Below are 20,370 nucleotides of genomic sequence, written 5' to 3'. Positions count from 1 at the left end.
GATATATATAATGTATTTTTAACTTTTGATAGAAAACACTGCGATATTTTAAAACAACTTTGGAAACAGAGTATAATAATTTAAATATTTGGTATTTTGTTAGTTTTATTTACGGATATTATTGTTTATTTTTCGCTTGATTTTGAGCTTTCATTTACAACAATTTTTTTCATTTTTTGTGTTTGTTTAATATTAACCTTTACTAGAAATTCTAATATATTTTTACAGTTTACTTACTGAATGATTATTGCTTTTATTTTTGGCATATTCATCTCTAAATATCGTGTAACAAATTTACATAGCGAAATGCTTTATAAACCTATCATCACTAAAATTAGCGGTAAAATAGAATCGATAAAACCGACTATTATAGGAGGATAAGTAGTATTAAGTCGCATAAAGATAGAAAAAATTAATCGTAACTTACAAAAAGTTAAAAAATTAGTATACCGAAAAAATATATACAAGAAATTAGGGTAAATAACCGAATTACTTTGCTTGCTAAGCTCTATAAGCCGCAAAATAGTATACTACCCGGGGGTTATGATTTTGGTTTTTACGCTTATCTATCGGATATTGGAGCAAAGGCTATGCGATGTCTGAGCCGCAAATTATAGAACGTAATGAAACAAATTTTGATAGTTTTATTTATAGAGTGCGTTCCTATATTTATAATAATTTAATAGAAAAGATAAAGGGAATTTTGCAGCTGCAATATTACTTGGCAAGACAAAAGGTTTAAACAGGCAAATAATGCAGGATATGAGGCAAAACGGTATATCACACGTGCTTTGTGTTTCAGGATTGCATCTATCTTTAGTTGTGATGATTATTTTCCTTACTACAAGGTTTTTATTAAATCTTTCAAATTATTTGGCATATAATTTCAATATAAAATTAATCTCTGCTTATTGTTCGCTAATAGGAAGCTTTGGTTATTTAGAACTAAGCGGTATGCAAATAGCAGCGACTAGAGCTTTTATTACTGCTGCAATTTTTATTTACGGTATTATATTTATCGGACGCTCTTGCTTTCCCCTTCATTCACTTGCAATTGCGGCTTTTATAATATTATCGTTAAATCCCGAATATATTTTTCATCCAAGTTTCCAATTATCTTTTATCGCCGTATTATCGCTTGTTGCCGGTTATGAATTTTACTTAAAGAATTCATGGTTACTTGGAGAAAAGAAAGGCCTTTTTGGAGCAGTAAAATTTTATACAGCCTCAAATATTTATTCAAGCTTCTTAGCAAGCATCATAACGGCACCTGTAGTAATTAATCAATTCTTTATATTTGCTACTTACTCAGTACCAGCTAACCTCATTGTCGTTCCGATAACGTCATTTTTTCTTATGCCTCTTGCTTTGTTATCTCTGCCTTTTACCATGATCGGGTTTGATAACTATATCCTAAAGCTTATGGGATTCTTTATTGATATAATAATAAAATCAGCCGCCTATTTTAATAGTTTACCGACTGCTGTATAGTATTTCGGTTATATTACCAATTTCAGCATATTACTCTTTTTTACTCGGCTTTTTTGGCTTTGTATATGGAAAACTGCTTGGCGTTTGCTTGGTCTTGCAATCATGGCAATATCTTTTATATTTATGTCCTACTCCCCAAAGCCGGAATTAATATTTGATGCAAATCATATGGCGGTAGGCGTTAAAGATAGAGAAAATAAACTAGTAATACATGCTGATAAAATACCTGCTTTCAATAGAACTTACTGGGCTAATTGGTTTGGACAAAAAGATAGTATGGTGTTACCTTTAGAGAATAATATTTTTTAACCAACTACGGACAAAAAATTGTCATTAATAAAGATAATCATTGTGAGAAAGCCGAAATTCATATTAATCTCAATTATAAATCTAAATGCCGCGGGAGCTTAATAACGATTAATAAAGATTTTTTATTGTTCTATGTCATTCCCACTTGGCATTGTTGTGTGGATACTGAGTCGTCATTGCGAGGAAAAACTGTAAGTTTTGACGAAGCAATCCAGTAAAAAATGCTAGTTTTTAACATTTTTTTATTATTTTTCTGGATTGCCACGCTCCTTACAGTCGCTTGCAATAACGACTCAGTATCCACACAACAATGCCAAGTGGGAATGACATAAACGAGCCATATAACAAGGTCCAGTTTTTAGCTAGGATGACATCAAAGTCTTTTTAAAAACTATCCGATACTTTAGGTAAAATCGAATAATGCAAGTTACACACAAAATACTAAAAATCCCCTCAAAAGGATATAGAAAAATCTTGAGTCTCTTAAATGAAAAAGGACAAGCAAGACTTATAGGCGGCTGCGTACGTGATGCGTTACTAGATCTCTTGCATAACAAAACTAATAAAGAGGAATTTGAAGGAGACACGGAACGCAGAATCGCAATGTACATAAACGTACGTGAGGATTCGAGTACCGGATCGACGTACAAATTACCTTTAGAAGCAAGTTATCCAAGAGATCGACTTGAGAAAGGTAGCTGCGATATAGATATAGCTACTAATTTGACACCTAGTGAAGTAACAAATATTTTATCTGGAGCTAAAATAAAAACTATTCCGACCGGTTTAAAATTCGGCACGATTACGGCTACTTTAAATAATGAAAAATTTGAGATCACGACTCTTAGGAAAGATATTGAATGTAACGGCAGACATGCCAAAGTAATATTCACCAACGATTTTGCCGAAGATGCCGCAAGACGAGATTTTACTATTAATGCTTTAAGCTATTGTCCCTTTAAGAACGAGATATATGATTATTTTGAAGGGTTTAAGGATTTGCAGCAGGAAAAGGTTGTATTCATAGGGGAAGCTCTAGATAGAATTAAAGAAGATTATTTGCGAATTCTACGCTTTTTTCGGTTTTCTAGCTATTATGCGAATCAGCTTGATGATGGCAACTTTAAAGCATGTAAAGCTTTAAAAGACGGCTTAAAAACTTTATCACGAGAGCGAATTAAAAGCGAAATGGATAAAATTATTGTTTCAAAAAGAGCAGCACAAATTTTAAAAGCTATGTTTGAAATAGGAATATTAGAACTAATATTCTCTATCCAAAATTATGAAATAAAATTTTTTGAGCAGGCAAATGATTTTAAATTAGAATTAGTTACTCGATATGCACTCTTATTATATTGTCAAAAAGATTTAAATTTAAAGGTCTTTCTAGATTGGAAATTCTCAAAACATGAAGCAATGCAAATATTATCAATAACGAACTTTCTGAATGACGCTAAATTTAACATGAAAAAAATTTGGTTTGAAAAAAAGAATTATAAGGAATATTTATTAGCAGCTAGAATAATCGGTAAATTAAATCATTCACAAGTAAAAGAATTTATTCTTAAATATGATGCGTTATTACGTCCTAAATTCCAAGTAAACGGTAATGATTTGTTAAATATGAATATAGAAAAAAAAAAGATAGGAGCAAAACTAGAATATCTAAAAAATTTTTGGATAGAGCAGGATTTTAAACCTAGTAAATTAGAGTTGTTGGCGCAATTATGAGAGCTAGTACGTCAAACCGTCATTGCGAGGAAAAATTGAAAATTTTGACGAAGCAATCTCGTGCCAAAATCCTGAGATTTCCACGCTCCTTTCAGTCGCTAGCAATGACGATTTGGTATCAACGCAAGCAAGCCTTCACAGAGATGACATACCTAGCATTACTATTCCTTACATTCCTCAGCCTTACTAGCTATGCTAAGCCTAAGATAGTTGTAAGTATTACGCCAATCGGCAGTATTGCTTCGATGCTTGTTAAGGATAAAGCGGATATCGAGAGCTTAGCTATTAGTAGTGACTGTCCACATCATTATAATTTAAAACCTAGTGATTTAGTAAAAGTCAAAAATTCTGATATAGCAATTTATATTAATGAACAATTTGACGGTTTTGCCGAGAAATTAATTGATAATCATAGCAAAAACATTATAAAAATCAGTGATATTAAATCTTTAACCACTATAAAAGATAATTGGCATATTTGGCTTGATCTTAATAATGCTGTGATTTTACTACAGGAATTTGCACAAATATTTAGTGAAAAATTTCCTGAGCTACAAGAAGATATTAATAATAACCTTTCAACAGCACTTAAAGAATTAAATAAGCTACAAGAGATTAAAAATAATGAGCTTGCAACGATAAAAGACGTAATTTTATTAAGTGACAGTAGCGAGTATTTTTTTCTTAATACTAATATTAAAACTGCAAAATTATATAGCGAAAGTCAAAAAAGCCTCCGATATATAAGCAAGCTAGAAGATTTAATTAAAGAGTCTAATAACAAATGTCTTGTTTTAAGTAATGAACAAAATTCACGATTATACGACAAATTAAACGCTAAAATAATAATATTAAATAGCGAAAACTGGAATGTGCAGAATATAGGTTCCAACACTTTTCAGAATCAATATTTACAAATGATTTATCAAGTTAAAAAATGCATACACTAAATAGCGAAGAAGAGACAAAGAAGCTTGCAAAGCTTTTAGCACAAAGCTTAAAACCAAATGATATAGTTTTACTTAACGGTGACCTTGGAGCAGGTAAAACATTTTTTTGTCGTGAAATTATTAAATATTTTTGCGGTGAAAATACAAGCATTATAAGCCCTACTTTTAACTTACTGCAAACTTATAAAGCATCTAACTTCACTATATATCACTATGACCTGTATCGTCTTAAATCACCTGAAGAAATTTATGAACTTGGATTTGAAGAGGCATTAAACGGCAATTTAATTTTAATAGAATGGTCTGAAATTATTAAGCATTTACTTACTCCGCCTTTAATCGAAGTAAATCTAGAAGTATTAGATAATAATAAACGTTTATGTAGTATAATAATAACAAATCATAAAGAAAATTCATAAGAATCTTCCCTTATTGATTTTTTACAAGATTCTCCGCTATTCGATACAAAACTTGATATTCAAAGAGATAAAAGCCCTACTAGAAAAGTTAAGTTATAATTATGAACTATTTAATTTTTCTTTTAACTAATTTATAAACTTTTCCATCATTTCTTTTTCCTATAAGAAAGATATTTAATATCTTATTTAAAAAATCCTTACTCTCTTCCTCTGATAAAAAACCACTTTTACTCGCATTTTTTGCTTGCATTGCCCAATACCTATCTTCAAGCTGATTAATTTTCTCATATTCTTCATGTGATATAAGAACAACTATGAGCTTACCGTATTATTAATATCTAACTAATCAATTGTCATGTAATAAAAACGCCTTTTCAATAGGAAGTAATTTTAATTCCGGTAACATCGGCATAATTAAATCTATTCCGGCTTTTTCGTTACTATTACCGTGTACCAATATAAAAGAACCATTTTGAACTTTTTCGCCTTTAGCAAGCCATGCATTACTCCCAAGCGGAATAAATCCCAAATCTTTTAATTTTTCTATTAATGTTTGATCGGAAACTAATCCAGGAAAACGAAAGAAAGGTGACGGAGCAATATTATAACTTACTAATATTTTCCCTGCTTCTAATACTTCATTTTCAAAATCATCTTTATTGGAAAGAAGGAAATTATCTTCAAGAGGTTTATCTTTAAAATAAGGATGACTAAATGAATGATTAACCCATGTTATTTGTAAATAACCGTTTTCTTGTTGTTTTAATAACCATAAGAATTCTTCTGTATGCTTATTAATCCATAATCCTGAAACACATATAGCAATCGGAATAGGTTTATTTAGTTTGATCGATAATTCTACGAGCTTTTTAAAAAAATCTTCTTCAAAGCTTTTGGAAGAAGGACACATGTCAATTGTCAAGAACTGTCCTTTTACTTTATACATGCTACTCGTAGCACCGTAATTTTGTTGTATATAAGGTGTAGAGCTATATTTATTTAAAACTTTAATATACGGAGTTTTACTTAATTTTTTTAGAAGATTTTCTTTTTCTATTTTATTCGTAGGTAAAATTACCAGCTTTTGTAGGGCTATTTCAGTTTTAAAAGAATTCGGATCTACTAAAACGAAATATGATTTTTCATTATTTAAATAAGAACGAATAGCAATTCTTATTTTTTTATTTTCAGCAATTACAGGCAAAAATACCGGTTTATAATCAGTTATAATTACTGCTTTTTCACTTGCATAGCTTAAACTAAAAAACAATATTACAAAAATAAAACTTAAAATTCTTTTAATTTATTCGTCTCCATAACGCTCGTATAAAATTCCACAATTTTCTCTTTTACAGCTAGAGGATCGTTCATTAAATTAACAGCACCTCTAAACTCTGCTGAATTCGGTAAACCGCTACTATACCAGCCAATATGCTTACGTGCAATAGGTACGCCCACAGATTCACCATAATAATCAAGTATTGCCTCATAATGCTCGGTTACGATATCTAGCTGCTCTGCTATAGAGGGAGCAGATTTTTCTTCACCTGTTTTAAGATAATGATCAATTTGTGAAATAAGCCAAGGTTTGCCATATGCTCCTCTACCGACCATAATACCGTCTGCACCGGATTTTTGTAGGGCTTCTTTTGCCTTAGCAAAATTAGTAATATCACCATTAGCAATAACCGGAATCTTTACCGATTCTTTAACTGATCGTATAAAATCCCAATCGGCATTACCGGAATAAAACTGGCATCTAGTTCTACCGTGAACGGTAATCATCTGAACACCTGAGCTTTCAGCAATTTTGGCTAAAGTCGGAGCGTTTTTCGTATTATCATCCCAACCCATACGCATTTTAACGGTTACCGGCAGCTTAACCGCTTCAACGGTAGCTTCAAAAATTTTAGCTGCCAGCTGCTCATCCCTCATTAGAGCCGAGCCTGAATAACCGCCTACTACTTTTTTCGCCGGACAGCCAAAATTAAGATCGATAATTTTTGCCCCCATACCCTCATTCATTTTAGCAGCTTCTGCTATCACATTCGGCTCACAGCCTGCTAGCTGTACGCAAGCACTTGTTGCATCATCACGCATAATGGCACTTTTTTTTAGTGACTGCCTAGATTCCACAATCATTGCTCTACTTGCTACCATTTCAGAAACTACAAGCCCTGCACCAAATCTTTTCACTAATCTTCTAAATTCCAAATCCGTAACACCTGACATTGGAGCTAGTATAATATTTGAAGAAAGCTCAATATTGCCGATTTTGATCATAAAAACCGTTATAAAAATAAACACTCATGATATCATAATTAAGTATTTTTGTCTAATATTACTAATTAAGAATAGACAAAAGCCGATTAATCTATTATAAGCTTAAGTTATATTTCCTTACACCCTAATAAATGAAAGAATAGTATAGACGAAGATCAACTTGGAAAAGAGCAAGGAGTCTGTAAGCCGAGGAGCGGAGCGTATACTAATACGTGAGTATCCGAGGACTTACAAAGACGACGAAGCCAAATTTTCAAGTTCATCGAGTATATACGGCCACGTAGCTCAGTCGGTAGAGCAAAGGACTGAAAATCCTTGTGTCGTTGGTTCAATTCCAACCGTGGCCACCACTATTCCTTACTTTAAATCCCGTTATTTTATATCTTCAATTAAATTTCTATTGCATCTGTAAACTTATTTTTGTAATTTTAATTAACTTTAGGTTAATAAGAATAAATTATGTTTATACGTATAAAAAAATTTTTGGAATACATAAAGAATCAACACCTGAAGAATCAGATGAAATATTATATAATCAACTAATATCTTTACTAGAAAAATTAACGTGTGTAATACACGCAAAAGATGAAGATAAAAAAGAAGTTGAAAAATTAATTGATAAAATAAAAAATACTAATTTATTTAATCAATCCGATGAGGATGGTAATACAGCCTTAATTTTAGCTGCTAATGCAGGTTTAGAAGAAGGTTGTTTAAAACTTATTCCCAAGATGTCTGACGAGGCTATTAATACGATCGAGAATATACGTGGTCAGCCTGCATTAACAAAGGCTATGTGGCGTGATTTAGATAATGTTTGTATAGAGCTTATTCCAAGAATGTTTGAGGAAAATATTAACTCTATTGATAAATTCGGAAGGACATTGTTAATGCTTGCATCCAAAAAAGGCATAATAGCAGCTTCTCTAGAGTTTATTAAGCTGCTGCCACCTGAGATGATTATTCGTGCTGATAATAATGGGAATATGGCTGCAAGCTACGCAGATACGGACAAAGCATTTGCCGAGGTAAGGGAATTATTGCAAGAAAAATAACAAAACTTATTAAAAAAATTAGCTTCATTTCTAAATAAAACTTTTTTATAACAATGGTTTAGATAATTTTTTTAAAATTGCATATGCTACAAAATTCTATAAAAAAGTGAAAGTAAATAAGGAACTATTAGCATCTTATTTACAAGAACAAAATAATAATCCTGAATCTATTATAATAACGATGAATAATTTTATGAAATTATTCCCATTTGCCATTGCAGGAGTATATACAACCGGAAATTCAATCGGATTCTAAACCCCCTTTTTTACATTTATCATGCTTACCAAATGAAGCAATATGTTGTATTATCTCCCATTTAGAAAATGAAAAATGGGGGATAGATGTTGAGTTGTCTGGAAAAAGTAGCGCTACATAGAATTAATAAAAAGGGACAATTTTGCCTTCATCTTTAATTTTTATGATGCTTATAAATTTTGTTATACAAAAAAGTATTACTTAATATACTGTCGCTTAGTGGAGCAAATCGTCTATACTCTTCTGCTTTCAAAAATTGCTCTTTCATTTTATCAAAGATTCGCATCCTCACCTCTCAAAATAAAATTCAATTCTTGAAAGCATTTGAGTATACTTGCCTCCACCATTTAAATTCTGCTTATTTAATTACTCCCAGTTAATCAGTTTTTTAAAGTAATTAATTTTAATATAACAAAAAGTAATTTTCATTACTTTTTAAAGCTCGTATGTTCAATACAAAATCATTCTTATCATAGATAAAAAATTTAACTAAGTTTAGATATAATACAGTGCCAAGAATAATTGAACGAAATAAACCAAGCGATGCTTTTAAAAGTTGTTTATCGATTATAAGTATAATTTTCGGTATGGTAAATTGAATAAATTTCTAATTAATTTGTAGTAAGAATATTATGTGTAAAGTTTTTTAACTAAAATAAATTCTATTCTTAATTCCCTATTTATACCATTTGGATAAATTTCACGTAATAAGTCTTTGTCTTTAATAAAAAAATCTAGATATGGCTCAATAATAGCTATTTCTACTGTTTTAGTGTTCATAACGGCTTAGTTCTAATTAGTTAAACTTAAATGATTCAAGTTTGATCACCAAGAAGCTAAGTTAAAGCCCGATTGGTGATCAGGGAGTTAGAAACACCGTCAACAAGAACAGCTGAGTAGTTTTTAGGCTTAAAGTTAATACTCTAAGCCCTGAACATGACTACTACCTCCCCGACCGTAAAATATCGAGGAATAAACCAATTTAACGGTGATTTTACCGCCTGTTGATGGAGGTTTCTATACTCCAGAACAACCTTAGCTGTTCCAAGATGATTCTAAGCAAAACTTTAAACAAGTCAATATGATTATTGATTTCAAAAATTGGTATTGCTCGCATGACTCGTTTTATGTCATTTCCGCGAAAGCGGGAATGACATCGAGTGGGTTTTTCGAGCCATGCAACAAAGCTTACAGTCGTTTGCAATGACGATATCAATCTTTATTTTGCAATACCTTTTATGCTATCTGTAAAACAAGATTAAAGCGAATAGCGGGTTATCCACTCGCGTTGTTATAATACAAAAGGCTATCATTAGAATCGTTTACTCCTAGTCCTGCAAGCATTATATTCTCTATTCTCGTCACATAGTCATAAGTTGCAGAATAACCTGAATTTATTAATGCTTCTTTTTGTTCAGCTGTGATATCAAAACTTAAAGCTGATATATTATGATCATCAATAAAAACTTATCATGATTCTGAAAACAACTTATCAAGTCAAAGCTTGTGAGAACTTCAGCTAATGCATATAGTTGATCCACAACAGTAGTAGTATCCACAAACGGTTTAGGTTCTGTACCATTCTGATAAGCTTCTAATATTTCTTTATTGATTGGTTTAAACCCAAGAGTTTTATAATTTTTATTATCTGTTTGAGGGAGGCTTCGTGCTGCAGTTTTATCATCAAACACCTCAACCAGGTAATTATTCGTAACTCCACCATCCACATGTTGAAACTACTCCTTGAACAGTTTTTTGTACGGGCTGAAAATATAAATATATAGGAAAAGACCCTGAAGCGTATACGAATTTTACGACTTTCTCATCAGGAGCATTTTCATAAGATAGAATTTCCGGAAATTGAGTACTGAGATTAGTACACACTACGTATAAATCTATATTTGTTTTTTGACTGTCATGTAGCTGTTTAAAAGTAATATCGGGATCAAATCCCTTGTCTTTTAATATTGCCTTAAAAATTCTTCTAGATATTTCTCAGAATTTAACCCTCCGTAGAATACAAGATTATACACTTGGTCCTATTTACTAGTATGATCTGAAAATTTATTAAATCAATTTTCTTAAGTATATCCTCAATTTCTTCCTGTTGATATCCTAGTGCTATGGAGAAAGCAGCTATTGCACCACCGGAAGCTCCAACTACTTTCTGGATATTTTTTTAAACAATCTTTGTCTTTTAATGCCTTTAGAGCCCCTGCATACGCGATGACTTTTACTCCACCACCTGCAAAGGCTAAGTTCTTTATTTCTAACATTTTCAATACCTTGATTTAGTTAATATAATTTAGGCTTTATTAAAAGACATTAGATTATTAATATTTTTGTAAAAATTGATAAGATTTGTACTAAAATAGCTACTTCTATTTCAAAAAAGCTTTATAATTCAGTAACAAAAAATAGCTACAATATATTAATTTAATTCTTCTTAATAAAACGTAAATTAATATTTGTGACTTTTTATCTATTTTTTTCCTAGATCTTACAATCAAGTAGACGTTGTTGCGTGGATCGGTTTTTCCGTCATTGCGAGGAATTTGCATAGCAATTGACGAAGCAATCTCAGGAGTTTGTTATTATTTCATGAGACTGCCATGCAGCCTACGGCTGCTCGCAATGACGACATCATTCTTTACTTAGCAATACCTTTTATTCCACCTGTAAATTTTGTTGCATAATAAAACTATCACTTATATACTGTCGCTAATGATTAATTTGCTTAAAGTTATATGGTAAGTAGTAATTTTTATAAAAATCTAGGGCCACGAAAACTAACAGCAATTATAGATTTTTTACACGATATTATAGCACCTCCTAAGATTCATGAAGATATAGCTATTCATGATATTAAAATTCTGCAGGAAGCATCACCAAATGATATTAGCTTTTTAAGCAATCCTAAATACTCCGAATTTTTAAAAACTACCAAAGCTGCTGCTTGTATAGTGCCGAAAAATTTTACGGGAGAAGCAAATCCAAATACTGTTTTATTACACGCCCAGAACTCATATTTTGCTTACGGCAAATTAATAGATTTTTTTTATGCTCCTATTAAATCATACCCTGCTAAAATAATGAAATCCGCTATTGTTGCAGATTCGGCGACTATCGGAAAAAATTGTTATATAGGTCACAATGTAGTTATTGAAGACGATGTTATTATAGGTGATAATAGTATTATAGAAGCTGGAAGTTTTATAGGTAGAGGAGTAAATATCGGCAGAAACACTAGAATAGAACAACATGTTTCAATAAATTATGCAATTATAGGCGACGACGTCGTAATACTTGCAGGTGCAAAAATTGGACAGGACGGGTTTGGATTTTCTACCGAAAAAGGCGTACATCACAAAATATTTCATATAGGAATAGTTAAAATCGGCAATAATGTTGAAATTGGTGCAAACACTACTATTGATAGAGGATCACTTCAAGATACAATTATAAAAGATTTATGCCGCATAGATAATTTAGTACAAATAGGGCATGGCGTCAAAATAGGTAAAGGCTCTATTATCGTAGCACAAACAGGTATAGCAGGAAGTAGCACGATCGGTAAATATTGTACTCTTGGAGGGCAAGTAGGAATCGCCGGACATCTAAATATAGGCGACGGGGCACAGGTAGCGGCACAAGGCGGTGTAGCACAAAATATAGAAGCAGGTAAAATTGTCGGCGGCAGCCCTGCAATTCCTATTATGGATTGGCATAGACAATCTATTATTATGAAACAATTACTAAAGACCTCTAATAGCAAATTAAAAAAGTAGCTTGCTATTGAAAAGAGCTTTGTTGTTGCATGAATACCTGAGTCGTCATTGTAAGCAGCCATAGGCTACGGTGGCAATCCAAAAAAATTAGCAAAAAGTGCTGATTTTAGTACTTTTTACTAGATTGCTTCGTCAATTATTTCAGCAATGACGGAAAATTTACATTAAAGAAGAGATCTAAATAAATGATCATAGATATTACCGAAATCATGGATTGGATACCTCATCGCTATCCATTTTTATTAGTAGATAGAGTACTTAAAATCGATCCTAACAAATCAATAACAGGTATTAAAAACGTTACTGTTAACGAACCGCAATTTACAGGACATTTTCCGGCAAGGCCTGTTATGCCCGGTGTTCTAATGGTTGAGGCTATGGCACAATTAGCTGCTATATTAGTTGCTAAATCTTTAGGTTCTACTAAGAATAAAGAAGTGTTTTTAATGACTATCGAAAATGCAAAATTTCGTAGAATTGTTCAGCCGGGGGATACTATGCATATCCACGCTGTTATTGATCAGCAAAGAGCTAACGTATGGAAATTTTCAAGTACGGTTACGGTCGAAGGTGAAATAGCTGCAGAAAGTAAGTTTACCGCAATGATTAAAGATAAAACATAGGGACATAGTGTCAAATTCTAATATCCATACTACAGCTGTAATTGCAGAAGGTGCAAAGCTTGGTAAAAACGTAAAAATCGGACCGTATTGTATTATAGGTCCTGAAGTTGTGCTTCATGACAATGTCGAGCTAAAATCCCATGTAGTAATTGAAGGGATTACCGAAATCGGCGAAAATACCGTAATCTATCCTTTTACATCAATAGGTCAACCTCCACAAATCTTAAAATATGCTAATGAGCGATCAAGCACGATAATTGGCTCTAATAATACTATTAGAGAATATGTTACGGTACAAGCAGGAAGCCAAGGAGGCGGAATGATGACAAGAGTAGGAAATAATAATTTATTTATGGTCGGCGTCCATATAGGTCATGATTGTAAAATCGGCAATAATGTAGTATTTGCTAATTATGTAAGCCTAGCAGGTCATATTGGGGTAGGTGATTATGCAATAATCGGCGGACTGTCTGCCGTACATCAATATGCTAGAATCGGTGAATATTCGATGATCGGCGGGCTATCGCCGGTCGGAGCAGATGTAATACCGTTTGGGCTTGTAAGTAGCAAACGTGCGGTGCTTGAGGGCTTAAATCTAATCGGTATGAATAGAAAAGGGTTTGATAAAGTAAAGTCTTTAAGTGCTTTAAAAGCTATCGAAGAAATCTTCTCAGGTGAAGGTAATTTTGCTGAGCGTATAAAACAAGTTGCTGAGAAATATAACAATAATTCTATAGTAATACAAATTATCGATTTTCTTAATCAAGATAGTAGTAGAGCATTTTGTCGTTTTGAGAAGTAAATTTATTTAACTAGCAATATGTAACACTTTGTGTTACAATTAAATATTATAAGGAGGATAAAAATGACAAAAAGTATTACGACTAGTATACGCTTAGAAATAAATTTAAGTAAAAAACTTGAAAAAGCAACTTATGATTTACACCGTGAAAAAAGCTGGATAATTAGTGAAGCAATACGTATATATCTTAAACAACTAGAAAATTCAGACCTAGCCAAAGAAGCTAAACGTCAATCCTTATTAGCTAGTAAAGAAAACAATCCTGATGCCAACTTATGGTTAAAACACAATGAAGAAAGTTGGTTAGATGAATGGAAATAATAGAAATTAAAAAAAGATATATTGTTGCTTGGTGTAATATCTGGAGATTATGGTAAACCTCGCCCCGCTGTTGTTGTTCAATCTAATTTATATAAAAATCATCCCAGTATAACAGTTTGCCTTCACAACGGATTTAATAGATGCCCCACAACTTTTCACCTGTTATTAACTCCTACAGAGCTAAATGGTTTTAATTTAGAATCTCATATTATGGTTGATGAAATTAGTGCTATAAGAAGTGATAAAATTCAAAAAAATTGGTGAATTATCACCTGAACAACTAGAAGAGTTAATTGAAGCTATTATATTAAATTATGGATGAATTAGCCACTAATTTTCTCATTTTTTCTTGCAAAGAGTTTTGGCGTAAACGAGTTTTCAAGCTCTTAAAATCAACTATTTCTGCATTTTGATTTTGCTGGCTACATGCAAAAATATATTTCTGCTCTCCTTTAACTTTTTGAATACATTGTCCGCAAATTCCTTTCATCATACATTGCATCGATGAATTAACGCTAACTATTATTTTTGTATTTTCACTGAATATTTCATTTTTTAGACTTTGCAATTCTTCTATTATTTCAGGAGAAGCATTAATTATTACTATATCCACTGAAACTAATTTACGGATTTTTATATCAGGATAGGTAACAAATATAACTTCATTATTATTTTCTTTTAGAACTTTTAATAAGCCTATATTACCGACTTCGAAATCAACAATAACTATTTTTTTATTTTGAGGTATTTCTAGCGGCGAACCTGTCGGTCCCATTAAAACTACTTTTTCATTTTCGGATAATGTTTTACATAAGCTAGTAGATTTACCGACTTCAAAAACTATAAAGCTAATTAAGCCTTTTTCTACATCAATATCGATAGGGCTTAAGGCTACAGGCTCTATTAACTTAGCAGCATCTTCAGAATAATTTTGTAAGCGAAAAAACTGTCCGAACTTAAAATTTTTAGCAGCAAGCGGCGAATGAATTATCAACTCAAAAGTTTTATCATCTAAAATATTTATTTTATTAACCCTAGAAGTCAGCAAATAATCAAGCTGCGTACAAAAATCTTTATAACTACCTTTAAAGCTAGGATTATTATTTATAAGCTTTTTGTTAATAGCGTCGTACCCTTCTTTGGTACTAGCAAGAGCCTTCACTACACTACCCGAATATTTAGGATTACAATCACCGAAATAGCTATATTTATCCTCATTGAATTGAGTGTTATTTTCTATACCGATTGCCATAATCACGGTTTTGGTTTTGATGTCATTGCGAGGAAATGCGTAGCATTGACGCGGCAATCTTGTTAAGCCAAACTCCTGAGATTGCCACGCAGTCTTTGACTGCTCGCAATGACGGTTTCGATTCTCAAACTCCACAGATTCCACATGACCGTATTTATCAACATTAATCCTTAAAGGTTGCATATTTTCCTTAAAATCAACACCGAGTGCTAATGCATATATTAGCTCCTCGTGATTTAATTTATATGCCGGCGAATCTTGCAATCTTCCACGATAGTAGACAGTAGCACCCCCAAGCTTATTAAAAACCTTTCTTAATTCTTCATTATTCTTAGCTTCTTTAAACAATTTTGCATGAGCAATAAATTCTTCAGCTATTTCTTTATCTTCCTCCGTTAAATCTTTTTCTATATAATCTTCGGCAAATTCCTCTACTTGTTTTTTATAGTAATATAAACTTTCCGTTGCTGCGTCTAAGGAAGTAAGACCGCCGCCTATTACCGCAATCGGCATCCTAATTACCATATTAGTACTAGAATTTTTCAAAAATGCCCCTCCGTTTTGCAAAGTCATTAAGAAATCAGAAGCCGTTTTTACGCCCTTAGCTTCAAAATTTTCTATATCCAAAACTTTCGGCTGACCTGCTCCAATGCAAAAAGCTATATAGTCAAAACCCAAATCGAAAGCTTGTTCTTTCGTTATATTAAAATCTAAAGCTACTCCGTCATAATATTTGAAATTATTATTTCTCTCTAATATTAGCCGCAATATATCGAGATTGTTTTTATCCCACCGAACGGTAATCCCATATTCCGCTACCCCTCCAAATCCTCTTGGCATTCTTTCCGATAACAAATTTTTATATTCATGCCAAAATTTTATAGGCTTATGAACGTCAAAAGGCAGTAGAGTAATTCTTAAACCGTCAATAGCCACAACATTATGACCTGACCGTAATAAATAATAGCTAAGACTAAAACCTGCAGGACCAAGACCGGTAACTAAAATATTATAATTAGTAGGTTCTTTCGGAAGCGGTGCATAAATATTAAGCGGATTCCAACGAGTAAGCAGTAAATATATCTCTAAGCCGTAAGGTAATTTAAGTGTTTCTTCTAAAATATTTGATTCTATTAATGGGATATTTACCGGATCTTGCTTTTGGTAAATACAAGCTTTTGAGCAATCATTACAAATTCTATGACCTGTTGCTGCAACCATCGGATTATCAATAACGATAATAGCAAGAGCACTTAGGTTAAAACCTTGTGCCTTAACATAGTTCATTTCAGAAATTTTTTGTTTTAACGGGCAGCCTTGTTTTAAATCCGTCATTGCGAGCGACTGCAAGGAGCGTGGCAATCTCGTCAAATCTCCTGAGATTGCCACGTCGCTTCGCTCCTCGCAATGACGATTCTGAGGTTGCAGTAATCCCTTAGAACAGCTATCCTTATCTTGCTTATGGCAATAAATACAATAATGAGAATGGTTTAAAGCTTCATCTAGATTTAAAAAAGAATCTGTATAGTCAAAATCTACTCTCTCATTTTTTTGATATTTTAATATTTTTTTATCGTCTATTAGATTTTCTTTATCTAGTTTTTGTGGGAGGTTGAATAGGATGTTATCCTGTGGCTTGATACCCTCACACAAATAAACCCTATACGCAGCATACCTAGCTGCTATGTCTAATTCTTCTGCAAAACTTTCTTCTGCCTGTTGCCATATAATTATTTGTTTGGCAAATTCTCTAGAAGTAAAATTCGCACCTATTAAATCAGTTAGTTTTAAATACACATCTTCAAAATCAATATCTTTTATTTTTTCCGGTGGATATTTTTTTACGGCAACACGTTGAACAAATTTTCTTTTACATTCATAAATAATATCAAAATCTTTATGTTTTAACCTTGATATCGTTATTTCTTTTGAAATACAAAATAACTCTGCTAAAAAATCGTCTAAATGAGGGGAAATTTTTAGCAAAAATTCGGAATAATCTTTTGGAATAATGGAGAGAGGAGTCGATCTAAATAACATTAAATCTTTATGCAAAGATCTATCAGCTTTAAAGAGATAATCTAAAAATATTTGATCTAATTTTTTAAGTCCGGTTAAATCTAATTCATTAAAATCTAGATTAAAACCAAGTTTCATAAATAATAAATAACTCTTTTAGAAAATTGTCTATAAATTAAATAACTGATACAAACAGTAATAAATGCAACTATAATAGACTTAACTATCAGCATCATATCCGGTAATGTTCCGTCAATCACCAACGCTTGTACGGGTCTTATAACTAAAAAGAACGGATTAAATTCAAAATATATCTTTTTAGACTCCGGAATTAGCGAATATGGATAAACTATCGGTATACTCCAATAAATAACTCCAAGAATAACACTCAACATTTGCGGAATATCTCGAATATACGGCGTTAAAAATGCTACTGCGATAGAACCGCTAATCACACATATTATTAAGGGCAAAATTAATATCGGCATAAATATTATTTGCCAAGAAAATTTTTCTGGAAATAATAAAATAAAAGCAAAATACATTGCCGAAAATGAGCAAATTAAAGTATATAATTGCCCTAAACTATCCGCAACAGGAAAAAAAGTCTTAGAAATTCTAACTTTTTTTATTATTTGATCACGTGTAACTAAAGAACTTGAACAAATCGTTAAGCTGCTTACTATAAAACTCCACAAAGGAATACCTCCGACTAAGTTCATTACCATAAATTCTCTCGGCTGTCTTAATAAAAAACCGAAAAAATATGAAATTACCATTATGTGAATAAAAGGCTGAATTAAACTCCATAAAGAACCTAAAAAAGAATCTTTATTTTGCCTAATTATAGAAGCTTTAACTAGTAATGCTATTGCCCGCCAGTATTTTTTAGAAAAAAAATACTTTATCATTTATGAATTTCCTTGTTGTTGGTTATAGATTTTAAACATTTCCGATGGTGTACCATCACCTATAATATTGCCGTCTTTTAATAAAATACATCTATCGCAATTATCTTTTATAATTTCTTCTTGATGGCTTACTATTATTGAAATAGGAGTATTTTTAAATTTATTCTTCATTAAACTAAGAGATTTTTCTATAAAATAGCTATCGCCTGCCGCAAAAACTTCATCAAGTAATAGAATCTGCGGATTTTGAAATATCGATACAGAAAAAGCAAGACGTGATAACATACCGGAGCTATAAATTTTTATCGGTAAATCAATTTTACTACCAAGTTCTGAAAAATCTATAATTTCTTTTTCAATTTTTTTGCTATATTTATCCAGCATATTATTATATAGCATTAACATTTTTATATTTTCACGACCAGTTTGCTCAGACTCAAAACCAACTCCCATATCTATAATTGCCGCAATATCTCCATGAACTTTGACTGTACCGGATTTTAACGGATATATTCCGGCGATTAACTTTAGAAACGAACTTTTTCCCGAACCGTTACTCCCTATAAAAGCTATTTTTTCTCCCTCATAACAAGAAAAATTAATATTGTTTAATATAGGTATATTTGGAGAAAGAGAGACTCCTTTTTTCAAGAAGAAATGCTTTAAACCTTGAGCTCTTTTATGAGTATCAATACCTTCAACATAACCATTAGTTATCTCTATAAATACTTTTGGATAGCTAAGTGACATAAAAATAAATATTAAATAGATTTATTAATCCAATCTAAAAGAGAATTTTTTTGTTGCAAACCTATTTTAGTATCTTTTTGTTCACCATTTTTAAATAACATTATCGTTGGAATACTACGAATACCGTATTCTGAAGGAGTGTTAGGATTTTCATCAATATTCATTTTAAGTACTTTTACTTTGCCTTGTAATTCTTTACTGATTTCATCTATTATCGGTGTTAACATTTTACACGGTCCGCACCATTCTGCCCAAAAATCAACCAGTACAGGTAAATCCGATTCTAATACTTCCTTTTTAAAAGAGCTATCCATTACGTTATTTGCCATAAATTCCTCTATGTTTTTGTAGCATTGTCCATATGGCTTTTATGTCATTCCCGCTTTTAACAACCTTATTGCATGACTTGTTTATGTCATCTCCGCGTGTAGGCGGGGATGACATCGAGTAGGTTTTTCAATCTATGCAACAAAGTCGCTTTTAGCTAGGAATGACATAGTGTTGCTTTCGGATTCATATGGACAACATCTATATTTATAAATAAAATTATAAAGTACAGGCTTCTACTTGTAAATAATGAAAATCTTTTTATTTATTATATTTATTTTTTCTATTATAATATATTCGCATTATTAAAGCTGCTGTTTCCTCTATTGATCTAGTCGACACATCAATTACCGGCCAATTTCTTTGATCACAAATTTTTCTGACTTCTAGGCACTCTTTTTGTACTATATTAAAATCCGTATAGCTTTTATTTTCGTTAATTTGTAATAGATTTAATCTAGCTTCTCTTATCTCAATTAACCTATTTGGATTAATAACGAGTCCTACTACCAATTGATCTATATCTTTTTCTATAAAATCAGGAAAGGGGCAATTATAAACATAAGGAATATTGGCAGCTTTTAAACCGTTATACGCTAGAAATACGGAAGTCGGTGTCTTAGAAGTTCTAGAAGGACCTATTAATATTATATCAGCCTCTGATAATTCATTAAGCATTTGTCCGTCATCATGTCTTATAGCATAATCTATGGCATTAAGTGTATCAAAATAAGTTTTATCAAATTTATAATTATAATTCTGTTCTTTTTCTATTTCAATACCTGAAAAAACAGACATTTCTTTAATAATTTTACCTATTTCAGAAATACATGGAATTTTTAATTCATAGCAAAATTTCGTTAAAGTTTTTCGGAGTTCTTGATCGGCAATCGTGTATAATACTATCCCATGTTTATATTCTATTTTACTTAATACTTCATTTAGCAATTCCAAATTTCTAATCATTGGCCAATGATATAATTTTGGTTTTACGGAAGTAAATTGTGCAAGGGCAGAATTTGCTGCATATTTTGCAGTTTGCACGGAAGAGTCTGAAACTAAGTGAATAATTAGCTTTGTCAT

General features: G+C 31.8%; 21 protein-coding genes, 1 tRNA gene and 1 pseudogene. 13 read left to right on the top strand and 10 right to left on the bottom strand.

Annotated elements, in window-relative coordinates:
• The first annotated feature begins 240 nt into the window (after positions 1–240).
• The 6 genes and pseudogenes from RSL_RS09190 to tsaE all read left to right on the top strand — a co-directional run bounded on the left by RSL_RS09190 (position 241) and on the right by tsaE (position 4,999).
• Positions 241–381: a hypothetical protein gene (locus RSL_RS09190; RefSeq protein WP_014410261.1), complete on the top strand. Its 141-nt coding sequence runs from the start codon at positions 241–243 to the stop codon at positions 379–381.
• A gap of 381 nt (positions 382–762) precedes the next feature.
• Entirely contained in the window at positions 763–1,491 is a 729-nt protein-coding gene (locus RSL_RS00110) for a ComEC/Rec2 family competence protein (RefSeq protein ID WP_014419673.1), read from the top strand.
• A 102-nt stretch (positions 1,492–1,593) separates the two neighbouring features.
• Complete coding sequence (locus RSL_RS00105) at positions 1,594–1,800, top strand: hypothetical protein (protein WP_014362268.1); 207 nt, start codon at positions 1,594–1,596, stop codon at positions 1,798–1,800.
• 420 nt (positions 1,801–2,220) lie between these two features.
• Positions 2,221–3,531 carry a palindromic element RPE1 domain-containing protein gene (locus RSL_RS00100; RefSeq protein WP_014273099.1) on the top strand — a complete coding sequence of 437 codons (1,311 nt, stop codon included), beginning with the start codon at positions 2,221–2,223 and terminating at the stop codon, positions 3,529–3,531.
• Positions 3,528–4,481, top strand: coding sequence for a metal ABC transporter solute-binding protein, Zn/Mn family (locus RSL_RS00095; protein WP_014273098.1), 954 nt, complete (start codon positions 3,528–3,530; stop codon positions 4,479–4,481). The genes RSL_RS00100 and RSL_RS00095 overlap by 4 nt, the downstream gene beginning before the upstream one ends.
• Positions 4,469–4,999, top strand: a pseudogene (tsaE, locus tag RSL_RS00090) (tRNA (adenosine(37)-N6)-threonylcarbamoyltransferase complex ATPase subunit type 1 TsaE). Before RSL_RS00095 ends, tsaE begins: the two are co-directional and overlap by 13 nt.
• A gap of 7 nt (positions 5,000–5,006) precedes the next feature.
• Here tsaE and RSL_RS09185 read toward each other — a convergent pair.
• The 3 genes from RSL_RS09185 to dusB all read right to left on the bottom strand — a co-directional run bounded on the left by RSL_RS09185 (position 5,007) and on the right by dusB (position 7,183).
• Positions 5,007–5,150, bottom strand: a complete 144-nt coding sequence (locus RSL_RS09185; protein WP_014273096.1) for a hypothetical protein — start codon at positions 5,148–5,150, stop codon at positions 5,007–5,009.
• Between the two features lie 96 nt (positions 5,151–5,246).
• The gene (locus tag RSL_RS00085; protein ID WP_148258512.1) at positions 5,247–6,203 is read right to left on the bottom strand and encodes a polysaccharide deacetylase family protein; all 957 of its coding nucleotides are present in this window, start codon (positions 6,201–6,203) and stop codon (positions 5,247–5,249) included.
• On the bottom strand, positions 6,188–7,183 hold the full coding sequence (gene dusB, locus RSL_RS00080) for a tRNA dihydrouridine synthase DusB (protein ID WP_014273094.1): 996 nt from the start codon (positions 7,181–7,183) through the stop codon (positions 6,188–6,190). The genes RSL_RS00085 and dusB overlap by 16 nt, the downstream gene beginning before the upstream one ends.
• Before the next feature lie 274 nt (positions 7,184–7,457).
• Between dusB and RSL_RS00075 the strand changes: the two genes are divergently transcribed.
• Together RSL_RS00075 and RSL_RS09655 are read left to right on the top strand one after the other, a co-directional pair.
• Positions 7,458–7,533, top strand: a tRNA-Phe gene (locus tag RSL_RS00075).
• Positions 7,501–8,238 carry an ankyrin repeat domain-containing protein gene (locus tag RSL_RS09655; protein WP_231287715.1) on the top strand — a complete coding sequence of 246 codons (738 nt, stop codon included), beginning with the start codon at positions 7,501–7,503 and terminating at the stop codon, positions 8,236–8,238. Before RSL_RS00075 ends, RSL_RS09655 begins: the two co-directional genes overlap by 33 nt.
• An 886-nt stretch (positions 8,239–9,124) precedes the next feature.
• Here RSL_RS09655 and RSL_RS09180 read toward each other — a convergent pair.
• Positions 9,125–9,274 carry a hypothetical protein gene (locus RSL_RS09180; RefSeq protein ID WP_014273092.1) on the bottom strand — a complete coding sequence of 50 codons (150 nt, stop codon included), beginning with the start codon at positions 9,272–9,274 and terminating at the stop codon, positions 9,125–9,127.
• A 653-nt stretch (positions 9,275–9,927) separates the two neighbouring features.
• Positions 9,928–10,221, bottom strand: a complete 294-nt coding sequence (locus RSL_RS09650) for a hypothetical protein (RefSeq protein ID WP_231287713.1) — start codon at positions 10,219–10,221, stop codon at positions 9,928–9,930.
• A gap of 1,020 nt (positions 10,222–11,241) precedes the next feature.
• On the opposite strand from RSL_RS09650, the gene lpxD reads away from it, so the two are divergent.
• From lpxD to RSL_RS00030, 5 genes are all read left to right on the top strand, one after another.
• A complete protein-coding gene (gene lpxD, locus RSL_RS00050; protein WP_014273090.1) occupies positions 11,242–12,282 on the top strand; it encodes a UDP-3-O-(3-hydroxymyristoyl)glucosamine N-acyltransferase in 1,041 nt (346 codons plus the stop codon).
• Between the two features lie 185 nt (positions 12,283–12,467).
• Positions 12,468–12,905, top strand: a complete 438-nt coding sequence (fabZ, locus tag RSL_RS00045; RefSeq protein WP_004997000.1) for a 3-hydroxyacyl-ACP dehydratase FabZ — start codon at positions 12,468–12,470, stop codon at positions 12,903–12,905.
• Between the two features lie 7 nt (positions 12,906–12,912).
• On the top strand, positions 12,913–13,707 hold the full coding sequence (lpxA, locus tag RSL_RS00040; RefSeq protein WP_014273089.1) for an acyl-ACP--UDP-N-acetylglucosamine O-acyltransferase: 795 nt from the start codon (positions 12,913–12,915) through the stop codon (positions 13,705–13,707).
• Positions 13,708–13,770: 63 nt separating this feature from the next.
• Positions 13,771–14,028 carry a CopG family ribbon-helix-helix protein gene (locus tag RSL_RS00035; RefSeq protein WP_014273088.1) on the top strand — a complete coding sequence of 86 codons (258 nt, stop codon included), beginning with the start codon at positions 13,771–13,773 and terminating at the stop codon, positions 14,026–14,028.
• Between the two features lie 24 nt (positions 14,029–14,052).
• Positions 14,053–14,292 (top strand): type II toxin-antitoxin system PemK/MazF family toxin, encoded by a 240-nt coding sequence (locus tag RSL_RS00030; RefSeq protein WP_014410250.1) that lies wholly within the window; start codon positions 14,053–14,055, stop codon positions 14,290–14,292.
• A gap of 43 nt (positions 14,293–14,335) precedes the next feature.
• Here the strand turns inward: RSL_RS00030 and RSL_RS00025 are convergent, their stop codons facing one another.
• From RSL_RS00025 to RSL_RS00005, 5 genes are all read right to left on the bottom strand, one after another.
• On the bottom strand, positions 14,336–17,437 hold the full coding sequence (locus RSL_RS00025; RefSeq protein ID WP_014273087.1) for an FAD-dependent oxidoreductase: 3,102 nt from the start codon (positions 17,435–17,437) through the stop codon (positions 14,336–14,338).
• Positions 17,434–18,210, bottom strand: coding sequence for an ABC transporter permease (locus RSL_RS00020; RefSeq protein ID WP_004997009.1), 777 nt, complete (start codon positions 18,208–18,210; stop codon positions 17,434–17,436). The genes RSL_RS00025 and RSL_RS00020 overlap by 4 nt, the downstream gene beginning before the upstream one ends.
• A complete protein-coding gene (locus tag RSL_RS00015; RefSeq protein ID WP_004997012.1) occupies positions 18,211–18,960 on the bottom strand; it encodes an ABC transporter ATP-binding protein in 750 nt (249 codons plus the stop codon).
• Between the two features lie 11 nt (positions 18,961–18,971).
• Positions 18,972–19,289 carry a thioredoxin gene (trxA, locus tag RSL_RS00010; RefSeq protein ID WP_004997015.1) on the bottom strand — a complete coding sequence of 106 codons (318 nt, stop codon included), beginning with the start codon at positions 19,287–19,289 and terminating at the stop codon, positions 18,972–18,974.
• Positions 19,290–19,548: 259 nt separating this feature from the next.
• Entirely contained in the window at positions 19,549–20,370 is an 822-nt protein-coding gene (locus tag RSL_RS00005) for a pyruvate, water dikinase regulatory protein (RefSeq protein ID WP_014273085.1), read from the bottom strand.

It is taken from the genome of Rickettsia slovaca 13-B (genome assembly GCF_000237845.1).
Taxonomy (GTDB): Bacteria; Pseudomonadota; Alphaproteobacteria; order Rickettsiales; family Rickettsiaceae; genus Rickettsia; species Rickettsia rickettsii.
The sequence above is the reverse complement of the archived record's forward strand: the minus strand, read 5'-3'. Positions and strand labels throughout refer to the sequence as shown.

What these genes read in the sequence shown, in the direction of transcription:
- RSL_RS00005 (WP_014273085.1), bottom strand. Translation starts at nt 20,370, where the DNA reads ATGACAAAGCTAATTATTCACTTAGTTTCAGACTCTTCCGTGCAAACT.
- fabZ (WP_004997000.1), top strand. Translation starts at nt 12,468, where the DNA reads ATGATCATAGATATTACCGAAATCATGGATTGGATACCTCATCGCTAT.
- RSL_RS09185 (WP_014273096.1), bottom strand. Translation starts at nt 5,150, where the DNA reads ATGCAAGCAAAAAATGCGAGTAAAAGTGGTTTTTTATCAGAGGAAGAG.
- RSL_RS00035 (WP_014273088.1), top strand. Translation starts at nt 13,771, where the DNA reads ATGACAAAAAGTATTACGACTAGTATACGCTTAGAAATAAATTTAAGT.
- RSL_RS00025 (WP_014273087.1), bottom strand. Translation starts at nt 17,437, where the DNA reads ATGAAACTTGGTTTTAATCTAGATTTTAATGAATTAGATTTAACCGGA.
- RSL_RS00110 (WP_014419673.1), top strand. Translation starts at nt 763, where the DNA reads ATGAGGCAAAACGGTATATCACACGTGCTTTGTGTTTCAGGATTGCAT.
- RSL_RS00095 (WP_014273098.1), top strand. Translation starts at nt 3,528, where the DNA reads ATGAGAGCTAGTACGTCAAACCGTCATTGCGAGGAAAAATTGAAAATT.
- RSL_RS09180 (WP_014273092.1), bottom strand. Translation starts at nt 9,274, where the DNA reads ATGAACACTAAAACAGTAGAAATAGCTATTATTGAGCCATATCTAGAT.
- RSL_RS00105 (WP_014362268.1), top strand. Translation starts at nt 1,594, where the DNA reads ATGGCAATATCTTTTATATTTATGTCCTACTCCCCAAAGCCGGAATTA.
- lpxD (WP_014273090.1), top strand. Translation starts at nt 11,242, where the DNA reads ATGGTAAGTAGTAATTTTTATAAAAATCTAGGGCCACGAAAACTAACA.
- trxA (WP_004997015.1), bottom strand. Translation starts at nt 19,289, where the DNA reads ATGGCAAATAACGTAATGGATAGCTCTTTTAAAAAGGAAGTATTAGAA.
- RSL_RS00015 (WP_004997012.1), bottom strand. Translation starts at nt 18,960, where the DNA reads ATGTCACTTAGCTATCCAAAAGTATTTATAGAGATAACTAATGGTTAT.
- dusB (WP_014273094.1), bottom strand. Translation starts at nt 7,183, where the DNA reads ATGATCAAAATCGGCAATATTGAGCTTTCTTCAAATATTATACTAGCT.
- RSL_RS00100 (WP_014273099.1), top strand. Translation starts at nt 2,221, where the DNA reads ATGCAAGTTACACACAAAATACTAAAAATCCCCTCAAAAGGATATAGA.
- RSL_RS09190 (WP_014410261.1), top strand. Translation starts at nt 241, where the DNA reads ATGATTATTGCTTTTATTTTTGGCATATTCATCTCTAAATATCGTGTA.
- RSL_RS00020 (WP_004997009.1), bottom strand. Translation starts at nt 18,210, where the DNA reads ATGATAAAGTATTTTTTTTCTAAAAAATACTGGCGGGCAATAGCATTA.